At 65.0% G+C, this 25,053-nt stretch carries 1 protein-coding gene (cut by a window edge); it reads right to left on the reverse strand.

What is annotated here, in order from left to right:
• Window positions 1-25,053, reverse strand: partial view of an LEPR-XLL domain-containing protein gene (locus KAK09_RS10215; RefSeq protein ID WP_210878832.1) — the 3' portion only. Its footprint extends 3,792 nt past the window's final position; only the last 25,053 of its 28,845 coding nucleotides appear in the window; its start codon lies beyond the right edge, outside the window — the gene reads right to left on this strand; the stop codon is at window positions 1-3.

The raw sequence follows: 25,053 nt of genomic DNA on the forward strand, positions 1-25,053 counted from the left end.
CTAGCCGAACAGGCGCCGGAACCAGTGCGACTGCGGCGGCGCGTCCACTTTTGGCTGCAAGACCGCGCCACGGACCTTGACGGGTTCTGCGGTGCGCTTGTTGGCCAGGATCGCGCCGGCGCCAAGAAGCACCACGTTGCCGACCTCCCTGTTGCGGCTGGCAAAGAGCTGGCGCGCCTCGTCCGGATCGACCAGCGCCCCTGTCGCGGGATCGAACACAAAACCGGCATCGGCCCGGTTCGGCCCCCGGCCATCGCCCCGAAGCGGCCTTGCCCCGGAGCCCTCGACCGGCTCGGCCTCGGGCGCGCTATCTGGCTCGGCGGTCGGTTCCGTCGTCACCGAAACCGCATCGTCTACCCCGATCCGCATGCCGGCCTGAAGCTCGCTGGCCATCAGCAAGATGGTGTCGTGCTCCTTGCCAAGCAGATGCCCGATTTCGTGACGCAACACGGTCAGAAGATCGACCCCCGTGGTCACAAGCCCCTGTGCAAAGCCGTCATCGGCCTCGGGATCGGCGTCGATATACCAGCCGGCACCGGCGGCGGTGAGATCGATCAGGATCGTGTCCTCCATCGCGCGGGCCAGCGTTGTGCCTTCCAGATCGGTGACCACCAGACGCACAGCAGACAGCCTCTCCAGCTCCGTGTCGGAAACAAGGCCGGCTTCGGCCCAGTCGTTCAGCGCGGCTTGATAGAGCCGACGCAGGTCCGCATCCGCGATCGGATCGACCTCGATATAGCCATCCGAGGAAAGCGTGGCGACCGAGTCCTGGGCCAGCTTGAGTGCCGCGTTGAACTGCTGGTCATCGGTGGCCAGGCGATAGTTGTCGAAACTGGCCTGTCCCGAAATCACCATCAGCCCGAAACCGCCATCCACCAGCGCCGCATTGAAACCGTAGCTGGCCAGCTGCACACCGTTGACCGAAACCATGAGACCGGCGCCTTGCGCGGTAAGCTTGAGACGGTAATCGGAATCGGCGGTAAGCGAATAGGCATAGGCGGCGTCGATGACCATGCCGTCCTCGGGGGTGGCATGGCCCACGATGACCCGGTCGCCGCTCACGTCCAGTGCGACGAACTTGTAATTCAGCGCATCGTAGCGGTCGAACACGAAGCCCGCGATGCCGGCGGTGCGGATTTCCACCTCCATCTCAAGCGTGCTGTTCGACAGCAGCCTTGTGCCCAGTTCCACTGTCTGCACGGCCGGGGCGGTGCCGTTCACCGTTCCGGTCAATCTGCCGCTGGCCTCTACCCAGCCGGCAGACTGGCTTACCCGCGGAAGTTCTGCGACCGGCGGTGAAAAATCGTCGGTCTCGTTCAGGGTCCAGTCCGGCGGCAGGACCTGCACACGGAAATTATCAACCCGGCCGCCGGAGTTATCCATGGCGATGCCGACCATGCCGCCGTTCAGCGGCACCGGCAGGCCATAGGCGTCGATCCTTGGCGTAAAGTCATAGGTGAACCAGTTGACGCCGAAAACCTGGACCGTGACGTTGTTTCCGTTGACCGCAACAAGGACATCGTGGTTGGTGTTCGGCTTGATCTGAACCGGTTTGTTCGACTGCACAAGATAGTGCCAGCCGGTTTCGTCGACATATCCCATTTCGATCTTGTTGGTAGAGACGTTGATCCCCGCAAACTTGAAATCGACATCGGAATAGTAGTCGAAAACGATATAGGCGTTTGCCTTCTGCCCGGCTCTTGGCTTGTCCAGATTGAAGGTGGCCGCGACTTCGTAATAGGTCGGCAAGTAATCATCCAGCAGGAAGATGCCCGATGCCTTGCCGCTGTGATCGGCCTCGACATTCATGACGCCCATCGACGCCCGGAACACGCCGGTATCCACTTCGAAGCCCTGAAGCGTCCGATCGTCGAAATCTGCCGTGCGCAGGATATCGCGCCGCCCGCCTGGGATATTGCCTGCCTGCGGGTCCGTCGGCGGGCCGGACTGATCCTGCCAGTAGCCGTGATCGCGCTGCGTCACGAGACCGATTTCGCCGTAGGGATTGCCCTGATGTTGCAGCACGTTGGAATAGCGCGACTGCTGGTTGGGGCCGATGTCGGCGGCGCGGGTCATGTCCACACCGTCCGAAAACGCCTGCGCGGTGATGAAATCCCAGAGCTGCGGCGGCACCTGCCGGCTGACCGTGGCGATGCCGAAGGGCGCGAAAGGCACGATGTAGGAATTGAACTCGCCCAGATGATCGATCAGCCGGTCGCCGCCGGTGTTGCCGATCAGGATGTCCAGCCCGGCACCGCCAAACACGCGATCCTCCCAGGACATGTGCGTCTCGGGCGTGTTGTTAAGGCCATCGTCCATCGCGTCGGCCGATCCGAACGTCCCGGTGTCGTAAGACGAGATGGAGCCGCCCGAGATGGTGGCAAAGCGCGGCTCGCCCATCACGTCATCAGCATTCATAAGGTCGTTGCCGAAGCCACCATAGATGTGGTCGCGCCCGGTGCCCCCCACCAGCCAGTCGTTGCCCATGCCGCCAAAGATGCGGTCGTCCCCGTCGCTGTGCACCGGCACCATCACGCCAATTGGTGTGCCATTTGGTGCAAACTCGACATAGCTCTCGACCAGCACGCCTTCGTTGTCCGGCGCGTTCAGGAAGAAATGATAGAGCGTGCCGTCGAAATCGTCGTCCTTCCAGACCTCGCCGTTTTCATGGAACAGTATGGTGCGGCGCGGGTCGTATTCGTCGTAGAGCCAGAACTCGCCGACGCGCTGCTCCACAGGGTTGGGCTCGTTCCAGTGCGGGCGGCCATCGCCGAACATCAGGATATTGCCCGGATTCCAGGGACGCGTGAAATCTGTGCGGATCAGCCCTGACGCCTCACCGTCGATGAGCAGTTGCACATAGCCTTCCCAGATCGCCTCATGCCCGCCGATGGCGTCGTCGCCCGATCCGCCATGCAGGAAATCGCGCCCGAGGCCGCCAAAGATGATGTCGTCGGCGTAAAGCGGGTTGTGCTGGTTCGGATCAGCCGAGTCACGCGGCACAAAAGACGAATCGCGATGGCTGTCGAAGGGCGTCAGATCAACCGACTTGACCATCTCGAACTCCACGTTGATCAGTTCTTCCTGCACCCGCCCCGGGGTGTAGATGAGTTCATTGATCACGTTGCCCTGGCTGGTGCGGCGATCCGGGTCGTTTGCCAGCAGGCTGTAGATGCCGAACAGGCTTTCGGCATATTCGCTGCCCCAAGCGCCATTGCCGGTCATCCGCGTGTTGCGGCTGGTAAAGATGCGCCCGTCGTCACCGATGATGCCGTCGATCCCGGTGCCGCCCGATATCCAGTCGTTGCCCCATCCGCCGATGATGTTGTCATGTTCGGCATCGCCAAAGGCGATGTCATCGCCACGGCCAAGGTAAATCTCGTCGTCGCCGGTCTCGCCGTGGACCTCGTCATTGCCACCGATGTCGCTGAGCGCCGCCGGATCCCAGTCGGGTCCGCCCGGCGTGTAGTCGAGCAGGGTGACGCCGCGCACGACGATGCGCTCGCCACCTTCGGGTGCATAGGAGGACTCGAGTGTCGCCACGCTGTCATACGCATAGGACAGGAACATGCCGTTACGCGTGTTGGCCAGATCGGCATAGGCCGGACCAAACGTATCCGGATCGGTCAGATCAATGTTCCTTGCCTCCAGCAGATCGACGCCATTCACCCCGACAAGGCGGATGATATTACCGTTGTCGCCGACGATGACATCGGCATCGCGGGCATGGCGATCGCTCTCTCCGGTACCATCACCGGGCAGGCGCTCATCGTTGCGCTCGATCCGGTCGCCTGCACCGCCAAAGATCATGTCGGCACCGTCCGGCCGGTTCTCGCGCTCGGTCAGGCTGAACATGTCGGACGAACCGCCGACGATATCATCCTGGCCAAGCCCGCCGAAGATCGTGTCGCAGCCGCCGCCACCCTCGATATAGTCGCTGCCATCGGTGTCCGCAGCGAGAGCGGACACCACCAGCAAGGCCCCGACAGGCGCGTTGACAGTCGGCAACTCGCGGGCCGCGCTGACATAGCGGGTGAGATCGGCAAACCCGCCGATAGTGCCGTTGCCGCGGCCGGTGACGGCGCCAAGGATGGTTCCGTCGCCCTGCAGGATATCGTTGCCAAGCTGGCCGAAGATATAGTCGTTGCCCGCTCCGCCGGCGATATAGTCGTTGCCGAAGCTGCCAGCGCCGATGCTCCCGGCCTCCACCGCAAAGCTGTGATATTCGGCATAGTCGATTTCATATTCCGCCCACCATGACGGCCCGTTCGGGTCACGGAAATCGCGGGCGATCGGGGCGCCCTGGTCATCGAGAGCGACCATCAGCACGCCGCTGTTGTCACCGGTGACCGCATCCGGATCATAGCCCGGCGATACCGGGCGGTCGCTGCGCGAATACATGAGCACACCCGCAAGCGTCTGGAACCGAAGGCTCTGGATGTCATCGTAAAGGTTGTCGTCGATCTCACCCATACGGCTGAGGCTGACGTTGTCGCCAAAGATCAGGTCATCGCCTTCTCCGCCATCAAGCGCATCGTTGCCCGCGCCACCGATGATGATGTCGTCGTTCTCCGAACCGAACACCACATCGTCGCCGCCGGTCTGCGGCTGCAACGAGTTGATGGCCATGACCGTCGAGAGGAAAGTCGTCTGGATCTTCTGGTCCAGCGCAAAGGGCGCGTTGGGGTCGATCACAAGCTGGATCACTTCGCCATGGTCGGCAAAGATGATATCCGGCGTGCCGTCCTCTATGCCCGAGCCGTTGCCCACGATCCAGTCAGAACCCGCGCCGGGAATGTTCAGCAGACCCGTGGTATCCGCCGGACGATTGCCCATCGGGTCGCGCACGGGGCTGGGAATGGGCGCAAAGGTGCCCTCGGCCTTGGGTGTGGTCGGATCGACCCCCGGCGCGGGGCTGGCGTCCAGCGTGGCCACCGTCAGCGCGCGCGTCAGGATATTCACGTTGAAGCCACTGTCGCCGTAGATGTGGTCGCTGCCACGCTGGCCAATGATCACATCGTCGCCCGAACCACCGGCCAGGTGGTCGCCGGTCTGCGAGCCGATGATGGTATCGTTGCCCATCCCGCCGAAGGCGGTGATCCCCACCGAGATGGTGATGGCCGCATCAGGGATGTCCGCGAACAGCGCCGAGGCGTCGATGATGTCGTTGCCATGCAGCTTGAACGGGTTGGCCAGCGCAAAGATCCAGGTGTCATCCTCGTTCTGGTCGTTGGGCAGCAGCGGGAACGGATCGAAAGGCTTGGGACCGAATTCAAGGCCCAGCCGGTCATAGCTGCGGCCCGAATACCAGATGCCGTCCTGGCTGGTGTCGCCATAGATGACCAGCGGGCTGTCGGGTCCTGCCCCGCCAGTAACAATGAAATGGTCTCCGCCCACGCGCTGCCCGCCGGACCGGGCAATGTCAAAGGTGGTGATCGTCAGCGTGGCAATGCCGTCATGGTCGGTGCAACTTCCCAGTGCCGCATCCTGCAGCACGATCTCGTCACCGTTCACCTGTGCAATCGCGAAGGCCCCGGCGAAGCCCTCGATGAACACCACGCCGCCGGCGAAGAAACCCAGATCGCCCCAGCCAGCGCCGTCGGTCAGGCGCACGACTGTCGCAAGGCTCGAGTCGTCGCCCGGTGTCAGCGCCTTCACCTCGATCTTTACCTCGCGGGTGATCGTCGTCTCCAGCGCCTCGGCCACATGGACCAGCAGCCCCTGTGCGCCGCTGTCGAGCACCGTGCCACCCGCACGCAGCGGTGCGCTCAGGACTATGACAGAACTGCTCCCCCAGGTCCGGAACAGGCCCTCGGCGCCGTATTCGGTCGGATCGGCATCGGCAAAGCCCACGATTTCGCGGGTAAACTCCTCGCCTTCGAGCTGGATCACCTGCCCGACCTCAAAACCCACCTCGGCAAAGCTGCGCCCGTCCAGCCGGGTCAGGCTGTTGGCTTCGGCATCGAAATCAAAGCTGCCCTGGGTGTTGATGTAGCGGTTGCCGCCGCCATGCAGCACCGTCAGCCCGCCGTGCTTGCCCTGAACCCAGAACAGGCCGTTCACCTCCTCATCGGTGACGAAATCGAGCGGCTGCTGGCCAGCAGCCTCGACCTCTATCGTCAACCCGTCGATCCGGCGCACCCGCAGGTCGATGCGCTCGACGCTTCCGCCGACCGCGCGGTCCACATGCAGCAGATGACCTTCAAGAACCCCGGCCTCGGTCCAGTCCGCCGGCAAGTCACCGGCGCCGTTGATCGCCTCCCAGCGCAGCACGGCCACACCGGCGCTGACGCTCTGAACGGTGGTGTCGATGAGTTGCGCGACATCCTTGTCCTCAGCCACGATCCGAACCGAGTCTGTCAGGTCAAGATCGTCCGGCAGCGCCGGCAAGGCGGTGGCGTCGAGAATCAGCAGCGAATTGTCGCTGGGATCACGGTAAGGTTCGCCCGTGGCCGGGTCGATGTCCTCCGCGCCGTAGGCCAGTGCGTCCTCGATGGCTACGATTCGGCCCAGCGCATGGCGCAGGCCGTTGCCATCCACCACGAATACCTCCTGGCCGACAAGGAAGCCCTCGCCCTTCCAGTTGAATCCCTCGCGCGTGACGACCAGCTGGCCCTTGAAATCGGTCCGGTCATAAAGGAACAGGTAATCGCTGTCGTTCCAGCCCTCGATGAAGGTGAATTCGTTTTCGGCCGAGACATGCGGGGCCGGGTTCAGCGTGCCCGTCACAAGCAGATCGTCATTACCCTCGCCCAGCATCAGGTTGACCACCTCGACCGTGCTCACGGTGGCATCGTTGGCCACGCCAGCGGCGCCGAAGTTGACCTTGCCAAAGCTGATACCGCCAGCAAAGATCAGGGTCTGCGCGCCCTCGCCCTCGGGCCCTTCGCCATGCAGCGGGCCGGACACGTTCGGGAAGACGAGGTCGGCCCCCATGCCGAAGCCGGACAGCGTGGTTTCGGTCAACACCCCGGCACTGTCGGCCTTGGAGCCGTCGTTGTAGATGTTGAGAACGTCGATCTGCTGGCTTTCGGGTGGCTGCGCGCCGATGGCGAAAAGGAAGGTGTCCGCCTCGCCCGGAAGCTTGACACCGTTTGTCAGAGAACGGTCGGCCCCTGCCGGCCCCCCCTCCACCGCAAGCGGGCCACGGATCTCGGACAGCCGGTGTGCCTTGACCGGGAAGATCTTGACCCCTTCACGGGTGGTCGGCACCTCGTAATACGGGTCTGCCGTCAGCTCGATCGTCTGGAGCATGTAATAATTATCAGGGGTAAAGATCGTCACCGCCGCGATGCGAGTGACGGTCACGGTGACATCACCGGCCAGCCATCCAGCATCTGCGGCTGCGAAATCGACCGAGGGATCCAGCGTGAACTGTATCGCCGCATCCTGCGTCTGGTTGAAGCCGCGGATGATGGCGATCTTGGCGTCGATGCTGTTGATTCCGTCACTGATACGCACCGTCTGACCTTCGAGGAAACCCTCGTTCAGCCAGCCGCGCACGGCAAAACCCGGCTCGTCCGCAGGGATTGCCCCGGTGACTTCGGCCTCAAGCCGCACCAGCCGCCAGGCACCGTCCACAAGGTCCAGCCGGGCCGCGCCAGTCCAGGTCTCGACCTCGAACACCCGCGACAGGATCACATCCTCGACCGTTTCATTCAGCCCGGTATTGGCATCCAGCATCAGCATGGACCCGGTGACTTCGGTCACCGTGTATAGCGTGGGATCGGCACCGATACGCAGCAGGTCGCCCGCCTTCCATCCCTCGTTCACGAAGCTGCCGAGATCGCTGCCCGCGCCGCGCGTCAGGGTGTTGCCATCAAAGTCGAGGGTGCCGTTGAACACCTGAACCGGACGCAGCCCGCCGATTTCGGCATAGCTGACCGGCACGCCGTCCACCGCCGTGATATCCGCCAGCCCGTCGGTCAGCAACGCCACCTCGACATCCGCCGTGGGGGCCTGCGTCAGCCGCAGACGATAGCTGTCCGAGACGGACTCGTCGCCTGGCGTGGCCGGGTCATCGGGGATCAGCACGGTGTCGCGCCCGGTTTCCAGCACGAGCGAACCAGGTGTATCGTTGTCAAGCACCGTGATCGCCAGAAGCCCGGTACCCGAGCGCAGGTTGGGCACCACATAGTCGCCCAGCGCGTTGACGGTCTGGTCACCGTTCAGATCGGCCTTGGACACGGTCATCACCGGAGCCTCGCCAAGGGTCGCCCCCTCAGCCGCCAGATCCAACTGCATCACCACGCCGCCGGTGGCAAAGCCCGCGATCACGGCTTCTGTCCCATCCGCGATGCCGACAAGCCCGGTCAGAATCACCGCCTGGCCAATATCAAAGCCTTTCGAAACCCAGCTGGCGGTCTGCAGCGACAACGCAAGACGTGATGTGCCGCCGTCGTCCCAATCCCCCACAGTCATCGCCTGCGTGACGCTGCCGAGGTTCATGCCAAAGCCGATCACCGCCGTTTCGGGGTCTTCGGCCACATCGTCGTTCAGGGCGACGATCTCGAGGATTACCTCGTCGTTCCAGTTGGTGTGATCAAAGGTCAGCGTCAGGTGCGCCGCGTCAAAGCGGGAATCCGACGAGGTTATGGTGATCGCCCTGTCGGTCTGGTCCGCAAGCGCCAGATCGCCGGTCAGCCCGCCCAGGTTAAGCTTGACAACGATGGTGTCGCCGGCCGCGACCTCACGAGCAAGTTGAACGCCGATCTGGTCGGACAGGCCGGTGATGTCGTCGCCTTCCACAACGATGGTGCGGCCATCTTCCTCACCCGTCACAGGGTCAAGCTGGCGCACCAGAATGCCAGGGGTGTCGTTGTCGCGCAGTTGCACCTCGACGTTGCGCACGGCGATGCCGTCATAATCCGGCGAGGTGGTTGAGAGCACAGAGTGCTGCATGACCACCACGCGGTCGCCTTCAGCACGCAGATCGTCCACCGCGTGCAGGAAGACCTCGGCGCCAGTATCCCAGTTGTCGCTGTCAAAGCGCAGCACGACTGCGCGCTGCGGCACCAGGAAGGTCTGCCCGTCGATCACCACCTCGCGAAGGAAGCTCTTGTCCACGTCGCTCTGCAATGCGTCGATCCCGAGGATATCGGCCGCCTCGACACCGATACCGGCGGGCGCATTGGTGGACACCAGCAGAGTGTCGCCCTGCCCGTTGGCCAGCGGCGCGGGGTTTTCGAAACTGTCGTCGCGTTCCTCCTGTGGGGAACGGGCGGCCGATACGGTGACATAAACCACCTCGCCTGCCTCCAGCGCGCGGGCGAGGCGAACAACGTAGCTGTCCAACGGATCAGAGCCTTCGCGCACGACGGTAAACCCGTCCGTCCCCTCGTCGATGACAACCAGCCCTTCACCATCTCTGGCCACGTTGTAATCCAGCCCGTCGATGACCAGACCGTCATAAAAGACATCATCGGACCGCACGAGATGGTCGATTGCGCCCGAAACACCCTCAAGTTCGCGGGTGATGATATCGGCGGTGACGTCGCCGGCGACGTTGATCACATCCGAACCCAGCCCGCCGATGATGCGATAGGCCACTCCGAATGCGGTGGACTGGACAAAGAACTGGTCATCTCCCTCCAGACCGTCCACCTCCACCACTTCCATATTGGCGTAACGGACGTTCAGCCCGGCGCCGTAAATGGCCGTCTCTGTGATGACGATGTCGTCGGCAAACTCGGTGCCCAGCACGACCAGCTTGTCAAAGCCCGTGCCGCCGTCGATGGAAACCGGCGCATTGGCGTTGTAGCGCACCTCGTCCTGGCCGCCCCCGGCGCGAATGTCGGGTGCCTGCGCGATGGAAAAGCCCAGCCCGATCTGCGGCTGTGCCACGCCGTCCGCGTCCAGCACGATCACGTCATCGGTGGTGTCATCCACCGTCAGAAAGACATCGAGGAAGTTGATGCCGCCATCGCCATTGCGATCAAAGACGTAATCGACCCCATCCTTGAGCGCGACCTTCAGGAATTCGGCGTCATCGCGCCCCTCGATCTCGGCCTCGAAGGCAGCGGCCCCATCTTCGAAGCCAAGGGTGAGCAGGTCCAGCCCGGCCTGAAGATCGAGTTGGTCGATCATGCCGTCCCGGTTCCAGTCGTAATCGGTTGTCGCCGCGATGGCAAAGGCGCGGACGATGAACAGGTCGTTATCGTCATCGCCCTCAAGACGCAGTTCGGACTGGTTGGAATAAACCCGGAACTCGTCATTGCCGGTGCCGCCCTGCACCAGCAGAGGTGCGGATGAACCGTTGCTGAGCCAGCCGCGCGTGGTCGGGCGCAGGCCGGGGAACTCGTCCTGCGGCAACAGGTTGCCATCGGCCTCGTTGCGGTTCAAGCCGAAGATCTGGCCAATCTGGAAACTGTCGTCGCCCGCGCCGCCGTCGAGCGTGGCGATGACCGTCACATCGTCGCTGAAGAAATGGTCGTTGCCGCCCAGCCCTTCGACCGTGAGCCTCCCGTTGATGCCGGTGTCATAGCTGATCCGCTGCACCTCGCTTGATGCCTCGTTGCCCTGAATCACGTCCTGATACTGGTCAACGGCGCCATGCAGCAGCGCGACATAGCCAGGCCGGTTCGCCACCTCGTTGGGCAGGAAGGCCGCCGCGCGCAGCAGGAAGATGTCGTCGTCGCCGTCATGGCCGAAGATATCGAGCGTGTCGGTGCCGGAATCGGGCGCGCCGGTGTCGAGGACATTGATGATATAGTTGCGCTCGTCGCCCTGACTGCCCAGCGTGTAGACCTTGTAGCTGTCGCTGTCGGATTGCCCGTCAAGCGTCAGCGTATGCTCTGCCAGAACATTCATCTGGGTGACAAAGGCCGGCAGCGGTTCGCCCGTGGTGTATTGGTCTGTGACGAAGCTTGCCGTCTGGATGGCGGGCGAGGTCTGCGCGGCCATGTCCTGCAGGAAATACACCTCAAAACGGTCCTCGCCGTCGCCGCCAAATGCACGGGTCTTGGAGCCAAGGAAAATGTAGCCCGCATCGCCCCACTGGGTGCCACCGGCGGCGCCCGACGGATCGCCAAAGCGGAACAGATCGCTGTCGGTATTGCCAAAGATGCGGGTCAGCCGGTCAGCCGATGTCACATCCGTGTCACGGTCGTCGGGCCGCCAGGTGCCGATGGGCCGATCACCCTGCGTGCCGGCCGGGATGCCCGGCGCGCGGTTGCCTGCCACCACCATCACCGCACCGGCAATGATCTGGCCGCGCAGCAGGATGTTGGTGCCAAAGCCCGGATCGGCATTGCCATGATCGCCGTAAATGTCGATGAAGCGACCCGCCACGATGGCCGAATTCTCATGCGTCTCGATATCGTCGCCAACCCGCAGCGTCACCGAGCCCTGTTCTGCCAGGACCAGACCGTGCGGCAGCGGTCGCAGCGCGTCCATGTGGCCGGACGGTGCGGAATTGTTGTTCTCGGCAAAGCGGGCGGCGCCGTCTCGGATCAGTTGCAGATCCTCGCCTTGCGCCGCGCTCTCGCGCACGGTCAGCTCGATATCGCCCAGATAGGTGTGGGCGAGCACGAGACGCAGTTCGCCCGCGACCTCGGTCAGCCAGATGTTGTCGGTCGCCTCCAGCGCCACGTCGTCGGTCGCCACCGTCAGGTCGTCCTCGCGCGGGAGGCCGGCGCGGCTGTCGATTTCCAGCGGGTTGTGATGCTCGCCGATGCTGGCGCCCACGCCGTTGGCATCGAGATGGACGCTCAGCCCGATGATGTTGGCCGCGTCATCGTTGCGCGCATCGATGATCGAGCCCGCCACCGTGCGCAGCGACACGTCGTTGATCGTATGCACGGTGTGGATGCGCAGATCGCCCGCAACCTCGTCGAGGAAGATGCCCTGCGACGCCGTCGCCGTGCTGTCATGGGCACGCAGCACGCCTTCGTGCAGGCCGCGGTTGTCCAGGTCGATTTCGAGGAAATTGTCGGTCTGGCCGATACCACCGATGAGTCCGGACGGCGCGACGGTCGGCAACACGATCTCGCCCGGCACGTCGCCTGCGTCAGGGTTCACGAAGGACGAGGCCGCCACCATGGTGATGCTGCGCCCCGAAACATCCGCCGGCGTCAGGTTGTCGTCGCCTTCTGCGTCGATGATGCGCTGCGGCGAGTAGATCAGCACGTCATTCGCGGTCGAGCGGATCTCGCCCACGCGGAAGTCGCCAGTGACCTCGGTCAGTGCGATCCAGCCGTTGGCAAGCACAGAGATATGCCCCTCGCCCACCTGCGTGCCGGTGGTGTCCACCTCGACCAGCGCCAGCACGTTGATACGGGTATCGGTCGGCCCGCTCTTGGCGGCCACGACATTGACATTGCCCTCACCCGATACAGCGCCGGATTGAAGCCCGGCGAGCGTCCGCGCTCCGGTCAGGTCCAGCCCGCGGAAGTCATAGGTGCTCGCCAGCTCGACCGTTCCCTCGCCATAGGCGCCACGACTGACGCCCACCGGGCTCTGGCTTGGGGCCGGGTTCGCCTTCACGAAATTCGTGTAATAGGTGAACTGCTTCTCGCCAACCGGCGCAACACCACGGTGACGCACCACCACACCGCCCGAGTCCCCCTCGCCGGTCTGGAAATAGGTTGGCCGCAACAGCAGATCGGCATCATTGCCCGCAGAAACCCGGTCGATATTGACGACAAGGAAGGGATCGTCAGCAAAATCCGCCACCGCGCCGGTGCGCAGCAACGCGCGTATGTCGAGGAAGGCGTTGCTGCCCGCATCGACGGTGAAGGTCTCGACCCCGGTCAGGCTGTGGGTGCCGGTCAACGCACCCGCCGGGGCAATGTTGACCAGATCGGTCAGGGCGGCATCGCGGAACAGTTGCACGCCGCTCATGCCGAGATCAGCGTCAAAAGCGGCATCACCGAAGGAGACGTAGTAGAAAACGCCATCCTCAAGTCCCGCAACGGGCGTGCCGGTGGCGTCATACCGCACCATTTGCCCTTCATGGAACCTATTGCCGAGACCCAGAAAGATCGTGTCGCTCAGCCCGTTGACCTGGCTGGTGCGGAACGCGAACGCTTCCGGCACGCCGTCTGACTTCACGATGTCCACCGCGACGCGGGTGGCTGCATCGCGGCCTACATCGCCCGAGGCATCAATGTTCAGCGTCTGGGTGCGGATGATCGCCTCAGGTCGCAGCGCATCGCCCAGGACCGAGCCGTTCTGCGCCACGATACTCGTCACCCCGATCGGGTTGTTGATGATACCGTTCAGCAGGATATCGGCGGTGCCGGTATTGGCAATGCCGATATAGGTGGGTGCCACGTCATTGACGATATCGAAGGTAAGCGACAGCGGGTCCGCCGAACCGGTCGGTGTCAACACCACAAGCGGCTGCCGGTCTGCAGTCACGTCGATGTCGTTGATGCGGATGCTCTTGTCGGACAGGTTCAGGATCTCGACCCGCTGCAGCGTTTCGCGGAAGGTCCAGATGCCGCCCGACCCCGAAATATCGGTCGATTTGAACACCACGTCGCCCGGGCCTGGATTGGTGATGTCGTTGACGTCGATCACGTCCGACTTGATCTCGCCCGAACTGATGGCGGCTCCACCGCCGCCCTGCGTATCGTTGATCGTGACATTGACCGCGCGGTCGATGGTGGCGTCCGGGCTGATCGAAAGCGTCTTGGTCACCAGTTGGGGCGAACGCCCCGACAGGATCAGCACGTTGCTGGAAAAATCGATCTCGTCGCGACGCGCGTCGCCTGACCGGCTTTCATCGCTGCCGCCTGCCGCGAGCGACCGCTTCGAAACCCTGGCATCGTCGTTGATTACGTTCGAGCGGTTCTCGGCCAGAATATGGAACGCCAGCCGTCGGGCATCGCCCGCGACGATGGGGTCGTATTCGAAATCCGCGAGGTTGGCGCGCCCGGTGTCGCGCGGCCCCGCCGTGATCAGCGTGCCATTGACGCCGCCGCTGTCGCCAAACACGCGGGCATCCAGGTCAAAGAAGGTCCGGGTGTCTGAATCGACATAACCGAACAACCCGGTAGAGCGCGCAAAAGCGCGGGTTTTAAGCGTGTTGGCGTGGTTCTCTGCAATCAGGTCCACACCTTCCCAACCCGTGATCCGAGCCCCTGTGCCGGGTGCGTCATTGTCGAGGATGCTGATGACCGTATCAAGCACCAGCTTCGCACCGGTATCGGCCTCGCCCTCGGCATAGAAGCCGCCGCCGCGACCATCCGAGTCGACGCTGACATTGGTGCCCGTGCCCTCTGCATGCAGCCGGACCTCGCGGCCCTCGACAAGCACACCATGACGGACCGATATCCCGATTTCGGAACCGTCCATGATAAATCTGGCGATCGAGTCGCCATCGCCGCCGATGCCGATGCCGGTGGATCGTGCCATGGCCTGCCCGGTCATGCCGCCAGTGGCGTGCAGATCGACCAGCCCACCGGCCAGAATCAGCGCATTGGCGCCCACGTCGATGCGCGCGGCCCAGTCGGCATCGACCAGCGCACGTCCTCGTGCGAGACCCACGGCGCCGCCCGTGGTGGTTCTGCTGTCGGCATCAAACGCGCCCGTGCCCGTCGCCTGCATCCGCAGGTCGCCCCCGGCGATCACCTGGGTTCCGGTGCCGATCTTTGCGTCCACCGTCATGCGCTCCGTGCCGGCATCCTGGTTGATCAGCGCGTCCGCACGCCCGATGGCCACAAGCCCGCCATTGCCGTTGCGGCCAAGCGCCGAGCCGTTCATCTTGCCAGTGGCGTCGATGGTCACGGTGCCATCGGCAGAGAGCAGCGCGGCCGACACCTCGGCCAGCACCACCGGCGCAATGTCGAGTTGCGCCTTGTTGATGCCCGCATCCACCAGCACCGATCCGCCCGAGCCGCGCACCGTTACAGCCGAGACGCCATCGCCCGACTGCGGCGCGATCGTGGCAATCGATACGTCATCCTCGGCGGTCAGGATCTTCCCGGCAAAGCCGGACCCCGCCAGATCAAGACGCAGTTCGTATAGATCGGTCGTGTCGGCGGACGTCAGATCGATCCCGAAGGCGCCAAGGAGGTGGTCCGCCCCATCGTTCGGCGCCACGGTAAAGGAAATGGCCGTGCCGCCGGGCGCCTGAGCCAACTGCACCTGGCTACCGGTCTTGCCGACAACGTAATAAACCTGTCCGTCGGCCAGCCCGCCGATCGGGGTGTTTTCCACCAGGGTCAGCTGGTGAATGCTGTCATCCGCCTTGTCCGGGTTGGCGCTGCCCGGTCCGTCGGTATCCTTCTTGGGCTGAAGGTCGATGATCGGGGTGTCGAATGTGTCGGTTTCGGGGTTCAGCCGCTGCACCTGCGCGTCGCCAAAGCTGCCGCTCACACCGCCGGCGCTCAGGGTCAGGGTGATCTGGTTTCCGCTGACGCTGTGGATCGTGCGCGTGCCGTTGAGCGTGCCCAGACCGCTCAGCGTGATCTGGTCACCCTCGGCAAAGCCCGGCCCCCAGTTACCCGAGGACAGCGTAAGGGTATAGCGGTTGTCCACCCCGGCGCTTGGGTCGATGTCGCGGCTGCCCACCGTCATCGACTGGTCGATCCGCGTGACGCGGCTCAGCGTCTCGTTGAGCGTGAGCTCGGCGCCGTTCACCGCAGCGACCGTATAGCTGCCGTTGTTGCCGGGCGCGTTCGAGATTTCGAACACGTCACCGGCCTTGTAGCCCAGAGCGGCCCAGTCGCTGCCATCCGTCAGCACGACCTTGTAGGTCGAAGCTCCCTCACGCTCGTAATAGACAGGCTTGTTGACCAGCGCCGCGGTCTTGAGCTGCACCGAATTGGCGTCGGCATTGGCGACGAAATAGGCCCGGCCCTGTTCCAGGTTGCCGATGGTCGCGCCCGTCTCCAGCCCGCTCGGGTCGGTGGAACTATAGACGACACGGTCGTCATTGGCGAACCCATGCGCGATCAGGTGGCCCTCGGTCGGGCTGTCCACGATCAGATCGACGAAATAGATGCGGTTGTTGTCCACGGATTCCGACGCCTGCGACAGGTTCGGCCCGCCCTCGCCCAGCGCCGCAATGATCTTGGCTGCGCTCTGATCGACGGTGGCCACGCCGAATTGCTGACCGACGTCCGGCGCACGGTAGGTCAGCGCATCGCCCAGCTCGAACACGTCGGTGCCCAGGTCGATCCATGTGCCCGACACGTCCGAAGGCTTGAACCTGAGGGCGTTGTCCTCGAACCAGCCGTCTGCCGTCTTGGCCGGGTCATCCACCAGCTTGATCGTGCGCGCATCGATCACGACCACCCAGAAGGTGCTGCCCGCCGCAGTCTCGATATCGGGCGCGCCATCGGTCAGCTTGCTCAGGACTACCTTGTCCCCGGATACGAAATTATGGCTGCGGGCAAAGCGGATCTCGTCGCGGTTGTCGATGATTTCGGTATCCGAGCCCGAAAAACGGTTGCCAAAGGCAATCAGATCGTTGGTTTCGCCCACCACGATGACATTGAAATCGCGCTCATCCACGTTGGGGTTGTCCCCGACCTCGACGACATCGCCGGTGGACAGGCCATGGCTGAGAATGCGCAGCGTGTTCGCGTTGGTGTCGATCGACTCGATCCGGTAGGTCGGCACATCCCCGGTCTGCGGCGTTGCTTCGGCCTTGACGATGACATCGCCTCCGGCGGCAAGCGTGGTTCCCGTATCCACCCGCGCGGTCACGGTCGGCTCCATCTTTGCGATGGCTTCGGAGCGCGCCACACGAATACCGCCTCCGCTCACGCCTTTGGTATTGGCATCGACCTCGGGTCGCGCGGTTGCCGTGACGGTGACATCGCCTTCGGCAAGAATACCCAGATTGCGCCCGATCTCGGCGCGCACTTCGCCCTCGGCGGTGGATTCGGCCTTGTTCAGTCCCACCGCCAGCACGCCGCCGCCTGCGGCGTTCACCTCCGACGAGGCCGTGTCCTGCCCGGTCGCCGTCACGTCGAGCGCGCCGATGGTGTAATTGGGCAAGGCCGACACCGCGCCCCGATCAAGGATCTCGGCCACGGTGGTGCCGTTGGCCTCGGCCTTGGCCTGCGTCGCCCCCACCGCGGCGAGGATGCCCACGTTCAGCCCGTCGGTCAGGGCCCGCGCCATGTTCACACTCAGCGCCTCGATCTTGACAAAGCCGGTGCCACCCGCCGCCGAGGTGTCAACGTTGACGCTGCCGGCGATCTGAGCGCGCACGGTGGCATTCGCCCTGGCCACGCTGAGATTGACCTGTGCGCCCACCACCGCGCCGCTTGATGCCTCGGACTTGGCATAGGCACGCCAGGTGTTCGCAGGCTTGTCGAAATTGTGAGTCGCGCGCACAACCAGGTTACCGGCGGTGATGGTGCCGGCACCGATGCTCGCCGTCACGGTCGGGGCCAAGGTGGCCTGCGCCTCGCCGGCGCCGAAACCGGCAATACCGCCGGCCTTGCTCTCGGTGACTGCCTGGGCCCTGCCTTCGGAGATGGCGCTCACCTCCACCGTGCCGCCCGAGGTGGTCGTCCCGTTCAAACGCCCCTCGATGACGGGCGACGCATTGGCCCGGGCGAGGTGCAGATTCCCCGCGATCAGGCCGCCGCCCGAGGCCTCGGCATAGGCATCGGCGATGGCGATACCCCTGCCCTCGACCCTGACTGACGCGCTGTCGATGATGCGCCCGGCCATGATTGCCTTTGAACTGCCATTCGCATCGGACTGGGCAACGCTGACGCCCAAACCGATGGCGCCTATGGTGACCGAAAGGACATCGGTTTCCACCTCGCTGTCCAGCAGCGACAGCACCCGAACGGCCCCGCTCGAGGACACCCGCGCTCCGGCGCCGACCTCGGCCAGAACCTGCGGCGCGGCCACGACAAAACTGAAGTTCACACCACCAGCAAACAGGCCGGCGCCGACCGAGAACACCGCAGAGCGCGCGTCGATGGTCGAATTGGCCGAGACGGTGACATCGCCCACTTTTTGCGTGGTCCCGATCGTCGCGTTGGCCCCGATCCGGGCCACTGTCTCATCGGTGCCTGTCTGGCCGTCGTCAAGGTTCAGTCGGGCAAAGTTCACCCCCACCGCGACCCCTCCGCCGGATACGCTGTAGACCTGCGACGTGTAATCCTGGGTGTTGATCGCCTCGACCGAAAGCGTGGCCGCCCCGTTGACCGATGCGCCATCGCTGACCTCGGCCACCTGCTGGCCCCGGTCGTTGACCACGGTCGCCGTCGCGCCCATGGCTACCAGACCACCTGCGACGCCGACCGAAACGATATCGGCCTCCCGCGCGCCATTGGCCAGCACCGAGACGGCGCCGCCTGCGGTCGTGGACCCGCCAAGCCGCGCGCGCACATTGCTGTTGACGGTCAGCACGGTCACGCCGACACCAAACGCCCCGACGCCGACCGCGCCCGAGCCGGTGATGAAATGGACCCCGATCCGTTCGCTGGCCGCCACCTCGACATCGCCGGCGGTCACGATGCTGGCCCCGGCGGCCACCACCGCCGTCACCCCCGCTTCGGGCTGGGGCGTATACGCGAGATCGTTGTCGAGATTGAAACTCTTGTTGAGCTTGGCCTGGCCCAGGATACCGGCGGTGCGACCGTCGGCGCTCTTCTCATCCGCGCTTGCGCTGCCGTCGATCAGTGCGTTGAGGCTCTCGTCGTTGGCGCTGCTGGTCGCACCGGCCTCGTCGCTGGCGTAGCCTGTAACGCTTTGGCCATCAAGCTCGGCGGCGTTGTCGGTGGTGCCGTTCTCATCGGTATAGCTGGCGTCGAAATTGTCGCCGATGGCAAAGACGTTGATCGCCCCGCCGACACCCACGGCCCCGCCGGTGCCCATGATGACATAGCCCCTGAGATCCTTGTCCGCCAATGCGGCGACCTCCACCCGGGCCTTGGCCTTCACCTGCGCACCGGTGTCGATCAGCGCGCCCACCTCGTTGCGCACGCTGCCGAAATTGACCGCAGCGCCGGCCCCGACAAAGCCCACAGCCACACCGCCCGCGGCGGATACCAGCGAAAAGCGGTTTGCCGCCATCACCCAGACGCCCTGTGCCGCGCCCACGTCATTCGCGGCGAAGTTGCCGCTGTCCTGGTTGATCCGCGCATTCTTGCCGATGGCCGCAAGGGTATCGCTGTCGATGACCGAAACGCTGACCGCCCCGGCCAGCCCGACGAGGCCACCGCCGCCGGCAAAGGCAAGGTTGAGCAGGCTTTCGGAGCTGCGGGCCTGAACGATCACGCCATGCGCCGCGCCGGTCGTGAAATCGCCGCTTGTCGGCGTGTCCCCCGTCAGAATGCCGCCCACGCCCGTGCCAAGGCCCTTCGCATCGACGACAGCCCCCTCACCGATGATGGCTGTGGTGTCCTTGACCATCGTCACCACGCCTACACCGGCACCGATGCCCGCGGCAGCGATTCCGACACCGCCCCCAAAGGCGATCATGGTGAAATCGGTGTCATCCTGAGCGATCGCAGCCACATCGCCGCCAGCGGTGATCACCGCGCCATTCCCGATCAGCGCCGAGGTTTTGGTCTCGACCGTCGCCACCGCGATGCCGCCACCCACCGCCACCGTTCCGCCGACAGCGACGCCACCGCCAAGCACAAAGAAACTTTCCCGCGCCACGGCAGAAACGATCACGTCGTCGGCCGCCGCGACCTTGGCACCGGCGCCAATTGTGGCTGCGGTGGTCTGGTCGATGACCGAAACATCCACCCCGGGTGCCACGCCCACCGTCCCGCCGATGGCACCGCCCGCACCGACGCCCACATGGCTGAAATCGCTTGCGGCCACCACAAAAACCGACTGCGCGGCGTGACCATCGCCGCCGTCGATGTTCACCCGCGTGTCGGCGCCTATATCCGCGGTGGTGCGCGTGGTCACGACGCTGACCGCTGCTCCGACACCAACACCAAAGGTGCCCCCCCCGGCAAAGCCGATGGCAAAGGCTTCGATGTCATCCTTGCCGCTGGCCGAAACCACCACACCGTGCGTCGCCGTTTCGGTCAGGGTGGCCGTGCGCTCGACGGTCAGGTCGGGCGAGTCGATCTCGTCCTGCTTGGGCTTCTCCTTCGGCTGGCCGCCATCGTTCACGGTCGGGTCGGCCTCGGTCGCCAGATCGGTCGGAGTTTCGCTTCCGGGCAGCCCGACCTCGAAATCGTCCGCCGTCGGCCGCGCGCCATCCTCAAAGGTGAAGGCGTCGGTGTTCACACCCTCGCTGGAGGTCCGCGAACCGATCTCATAGGCGCCGCTGCGCGCGTTCGTGGTGGCAAAGCCCAGGCCCGTCACCGTGCCGTTCGTGCCGATGGCCGCCTCGATGGTCTTGTCGATCACCGCAACGCCGAGGCTGGCGCCGACGCCGCCCGTGCCGCCCACGGCGGCACCGACGATGATCATGTCCGCCTCGGTCTCGTTCACCGCCTGGACCTTGACGCTGCCGCGCGTCCGGGCATCGGCCCTGTCACCGATCAGCGCATGGGTGTTCAGCGTCAGCACCATCACGTCGGCGGCCACGCCCACGCCCACCGAGTTGCCCGCCGCCGCCGAGACGGCAAAGGTCTTGAAAACCTCGGTCGCGCGCGCGTCCACCTCGATGTTGCCCTGGGCAAGGGCCCCCTCTACGTCCGGGTCGCCCGCAATGGTGACGTCATTACCGATCAGCGCTTCGGTGCGTTTGGTCACGGCATGGACATTCGCGCCAGCCCCGATGCCAGCGACGCCGGCCGAAAGCCCCACCGCCCCTGCGGCCGAAAGCATGGTGCTCTCCGCCTCGGCAGTAACGAACACGCCGGGGGCGATACCGGCATCTTCGTTCCAGGCCCGGATGGTGACGTGATCGCCGATTGCGGCACGCGTCGTCTCTTCCATCACTGAAACGAGGACCGAGCCACCCAGCCCCACGTCCCCCCCGGCCACCCCCGCGGCCACCACGAGGTCAAGCACGTTCTCGTGGCTATAGGCATCGACCCACAAGCCCCTCGTCCCGCCGGTGATGATCTCCGCATGGTCGCCGACCAGCGCCTCGACCGTGTCCAGATGCACCAGCACGCTGCTGGCGATGCCCATGGCCGACGAACTGCCCGAGGCAGCCACACCACCCGAGATGAACAGCATGTCAAAGCTGCCCGATGCCGCGACGGTCACGTCGCCCCCGGCGTCTACCGAGGAGGCGTCATTCCCCGCGCCGCTTTGAACGATGGCTTCGGTCGTGGTATCCAGAACCGCCACCCCGACCGAGAAGGCCACCGCCACTTCCGACGCAGCCACCCCGAAGGTCGCCGCGACCGAAGTCAGGTCTTCCACCGCCGTGGCCTTGATCGTCACGTCACCGTCAGTCGAGATCAGTTCCGCACCCTTGCCGACCCGGGCGCTGGTGGAGCGCAGGACCACATCGACATTGATACCGATGCCCACGCCCGCCCCGCCCGCGGACAGGCCGATAGAGCCGGCGCCAGTGAACAGGGTCAGCGTGTCCTCTGCGCTGACGCTGATCCCGTTCTCACCGGCGATCTCGGCGCCATCGCCCACCGTGGCGGAAGTGTTGATCATCAGCACGTTGATGGCCGACGACCCCCCGACGGCCGCGCCATTGCCCGCGGCCGCCACCCCGGCGGCAAAGTTGGTCAGGCCGATCTTCTGGTTGTCCAGCGCCCCCAGGCCTGTGTTCAGGCCCAGCGTCTCCTCGAAGGGGGTGAAGCTGCCGGTCGCCGTCACGGTGACGCGGCCGCCCTGCGCCGTGACCGTGGCGCCTGCACCGATCGCGGCGGTCGTATCCATCTCGTTCAGGATGTTGATCGACACCGCAATGCCAGCGCCCGCGCCGTTCGAGGTGGACAGCGCCGCCCCGCCCGAGAGGTTCTGCAATTCGATCAGCGTCGCGGCCTCGACCGTGACATCGCCCGCCGTCGCCATCACCGTCGCGCCATCGGCCACCAACGCCGCGTTCGAGACATCGATATAGGTGATGGCTATGGACCCGGCGATCGCGTCCGCCCCGGCCGCCGCACCCGAGAGCGCCCGCACCTGGTAAATGTTGGCCGTGTCCGTCGGCTGCACGGCCCGGACCGACACCGACCCGCCCGTCACCTCGGCATTGCCGATCCGCGCAAGACCGTCGAACTCGACGATATTCAGGCCCACGGCGGCGGCGACGCCGGTGCTGTTGGAGTCCTCGATGTTGACGGCTGTTCCAAGCGCCAGTGCCTTGGCCGTGATCCGGCTGGTGGTCTCGACCGTGACCGCACCCGCCACGTTCACGTTGGCGCCATCCGCGATTTCGGCCGTCACTCCGCCACCGAGATAATTGACGGCTACAGTCGCCGCGATGGTCTTGCCGCCGCTCGACTGGTTGGAGCCGCCGGCCCCCTGCTTGAGGCCACTGCCGGAATTATCGATAGAACTGCTGTTGGCAGAGCCAAACATCCCGTCGCCGCTCTGGGTCGGCGTCCTGGTGGCCTTGCCGCCCGATTGCTGCGACGCGAAACTGCCCGCATCCTCGGTCTGTTTGTCGGAATCACCGGTTTTGGTCTTGTCCGCGCCCTTGGCGCTGGCCTTGGTGGTGGCCAGGGTGCGCAGCGTCGCATCCGCCGTGACCGTGGCGCTGGCGATCTGGTTTTCACCCGTTGTCATTGCCCGACCGACATGGGCATCGGTCTGGTCAAAGCCGATGTTGACACCCACGGCGACACCGACGCCCGTGCCCGAGCCCGCGACCTCGGCATCGGCGTTCGAGACGATGTCGGCAACGTGATCGGCGGTCACCGACAACGCCCCCCCGGTCATGGTGAAGTTGCCCGCGCCACTGCCGATCCGCGCTTGGGTGGTGTTTTCGACATAGGTCACCGCCACAGCACCGCCGACAGCGGTGCCATCGCCCGCCGCACCGCCCAGCGCCTCGGTGATGGCACCGTCCGTTTCGGCGGCGAGGAAACGCGACACGGCCTTCACGCTGACGCTGTTTGCGGTGCCGTTCATCACGGTCCCTTCGGCGATACCCGCATCCGTGGTGTCAAACACAACCGCCAGAGCAATGGACGCACCCACGCCGGTGGAACTGTTGCCCTTGCTTAGCCCCTTGGAAGAGGCGAGAACGGTATGGCGCGCTTGGCTCTCGGCGTCGATGTCGATGGCGCCACCGGACAGCGCCAGCATGCTGCCCTCGAACAGCGGCGTGGTGTCAGATGTGACGACGCCCAGCGCAAAGGAGCCAGCGATGCCGGTGTCGCCTCCGCTGGCGGCAGAGGATGCCCTGGCGCTGAAATCATGGGTGGCGTTACCGTCCACCTCGCGCATGGTGGAGGCCAGCGTCAGCCCTTGCGCCGTGATCGCGGTGCCGGATGCGACGCTGGCCGCGTTGCTCATGGTGGCCACGTTGATGGCAACCCCGATACCGACGGCTGTGCTGTCCGCGCTGGTTGCCGCCTCGCCGCTGCCATTGGCAGCCGCTGCGATGTTGTTTTCGGTGCGCAACACCACGTTGCCAGAAGTTGCCGTGACGGTGGCGCCCGACAACACCGCCTCGGCAACGGAGGACGAAACGTTGACGGCCAGCGCCGCGGCGACGCTCACATCGCTGCCATTCTGCGAGGCCGAAGAGGAGGTGCCCTTGGAGCCGGTACCCGTGCCTGCGGCCTTCGCATTGCCAAGATTGGTGGCCGCGGATTTCTGGTCGTTGGCCTTGCTGCCGTCATCAGCGGCGCCCTTGGCCGATGCGGTCGCCGCGGTGGCTGAGGCACCATCACCAACCGCGCTCAGCGTAACGCTGGCGGCCTGAAGGCTGCGCGCGACCGCGACACGGGCGGTATCCTCGACAAAACCGACGGCAATCGAGGCCCCCACGGCGGTGCTGCCGCTGGCATTTCCTTCGGCGGTGGTGGTCGTCTTGCCGTGGTGGTCTGCGTCAAGCGACAGCGCCCCGGTGGCGAGCAGCGTGCCGCCGGTGCCGATTCGCGCAAGCGTGGTCTGTTCGATCACCCCCACGACGACGGCACCGCCCACGGCGGTGCCTCCGGCTTTCGCCTCGGCACCACCGCGGCCTAGCAGGGTGTTTTCGCCACTGCCCGTCGCGGAAAGGGTCACATCCCGGGCAGCGTTGACGGCGACGCCATCCGCGATGACCGCCTCCACCTGCATGTTCGACACGCCAATGGCGATGGAGGCCCCCACCCCGGTCGAACCCGCCTTGGTGCTGGCCGTGGCCTCCACGACCGTGGTCTGCGTCGCCGCCGCCTCCAGCGTGACATCGCCTTCGTCGGCGTTGACCGTGCCTGCCACGGCCGCGCGCGTATCGGTCTCGGCGATCAACAAGGCAAAAGAGCCCGCGATGCCCAGGTTATCGCCACCCGAGGCACCCGAGGTCGCCCTGGCACCGATCACATGGGTTTGATCCCCGCCTGTTGCCATGAGCGCCCGGGCGCTGACCGCGCCGTTGATTGTCCCGCCCAGGATTTCAGCGCGATTGTCCAGCGTGGCAACGTTGATCGCCACGGCAATGCCCACCCTGTCGCCGCTGTCGGCCTCGCTTTCCGTGGCGGTGGAGGCCGATCCGTCGGCAATGGCCTCGGCATCCATGTCGGCGCGCGCTTCGAGCGTGACATCGGCACTCACGGTGCGGTTTTCCAGCACCGCCGTCGCCCCCACCGCGGCGACGTTCAGCGCCACCGCCGCGCCCACCGCGACCGAACCGCCGTTGCCGTCACCGGCAGCGGTGTCCTTGCCGCCCGCTGCCGGATCGAGGGACTTGCCCGACTTCGAGCTGGCCGTCCCGACAGCGCCGGCAACCTGCTTGTCTGCCGTATCGTTGCCCTTTCCGGCCTCGTTCGCCTTGCTGGTTCCGGCAGCCGAGGCGATGGCCTCGGCCTTGGATGCGCCGCTGCCCGTTGCGCTCATGGACAAGGTTTCGGCAACGAGGTCACGGTCCAGATCGGCCTCGGCGGCGTCATCCACGAAGGACAGCGCCAGCGACACGCCCACGGCGGTATTGCCCGTGGCATCGCCCTTGGCACGGGCATGGCTTGCGCCCGACTGCGTCGCCGAAAGGCTGACCGTGCCGCCCAGCGTAAGCAACCCGCCAGTGCCGATACGCGCAAGCGCAGAACG

Origin of the sequence: Roseovarius autotrophicus, assembly GCF_018069895.1 — a bacterium.
GTDB lineage: Bacteria > Pseudomonadota > Alphaproteobacteria > Rhodobacterales > Rhodobacteraceae > Roseovarius > Roseovarius autotrophicus.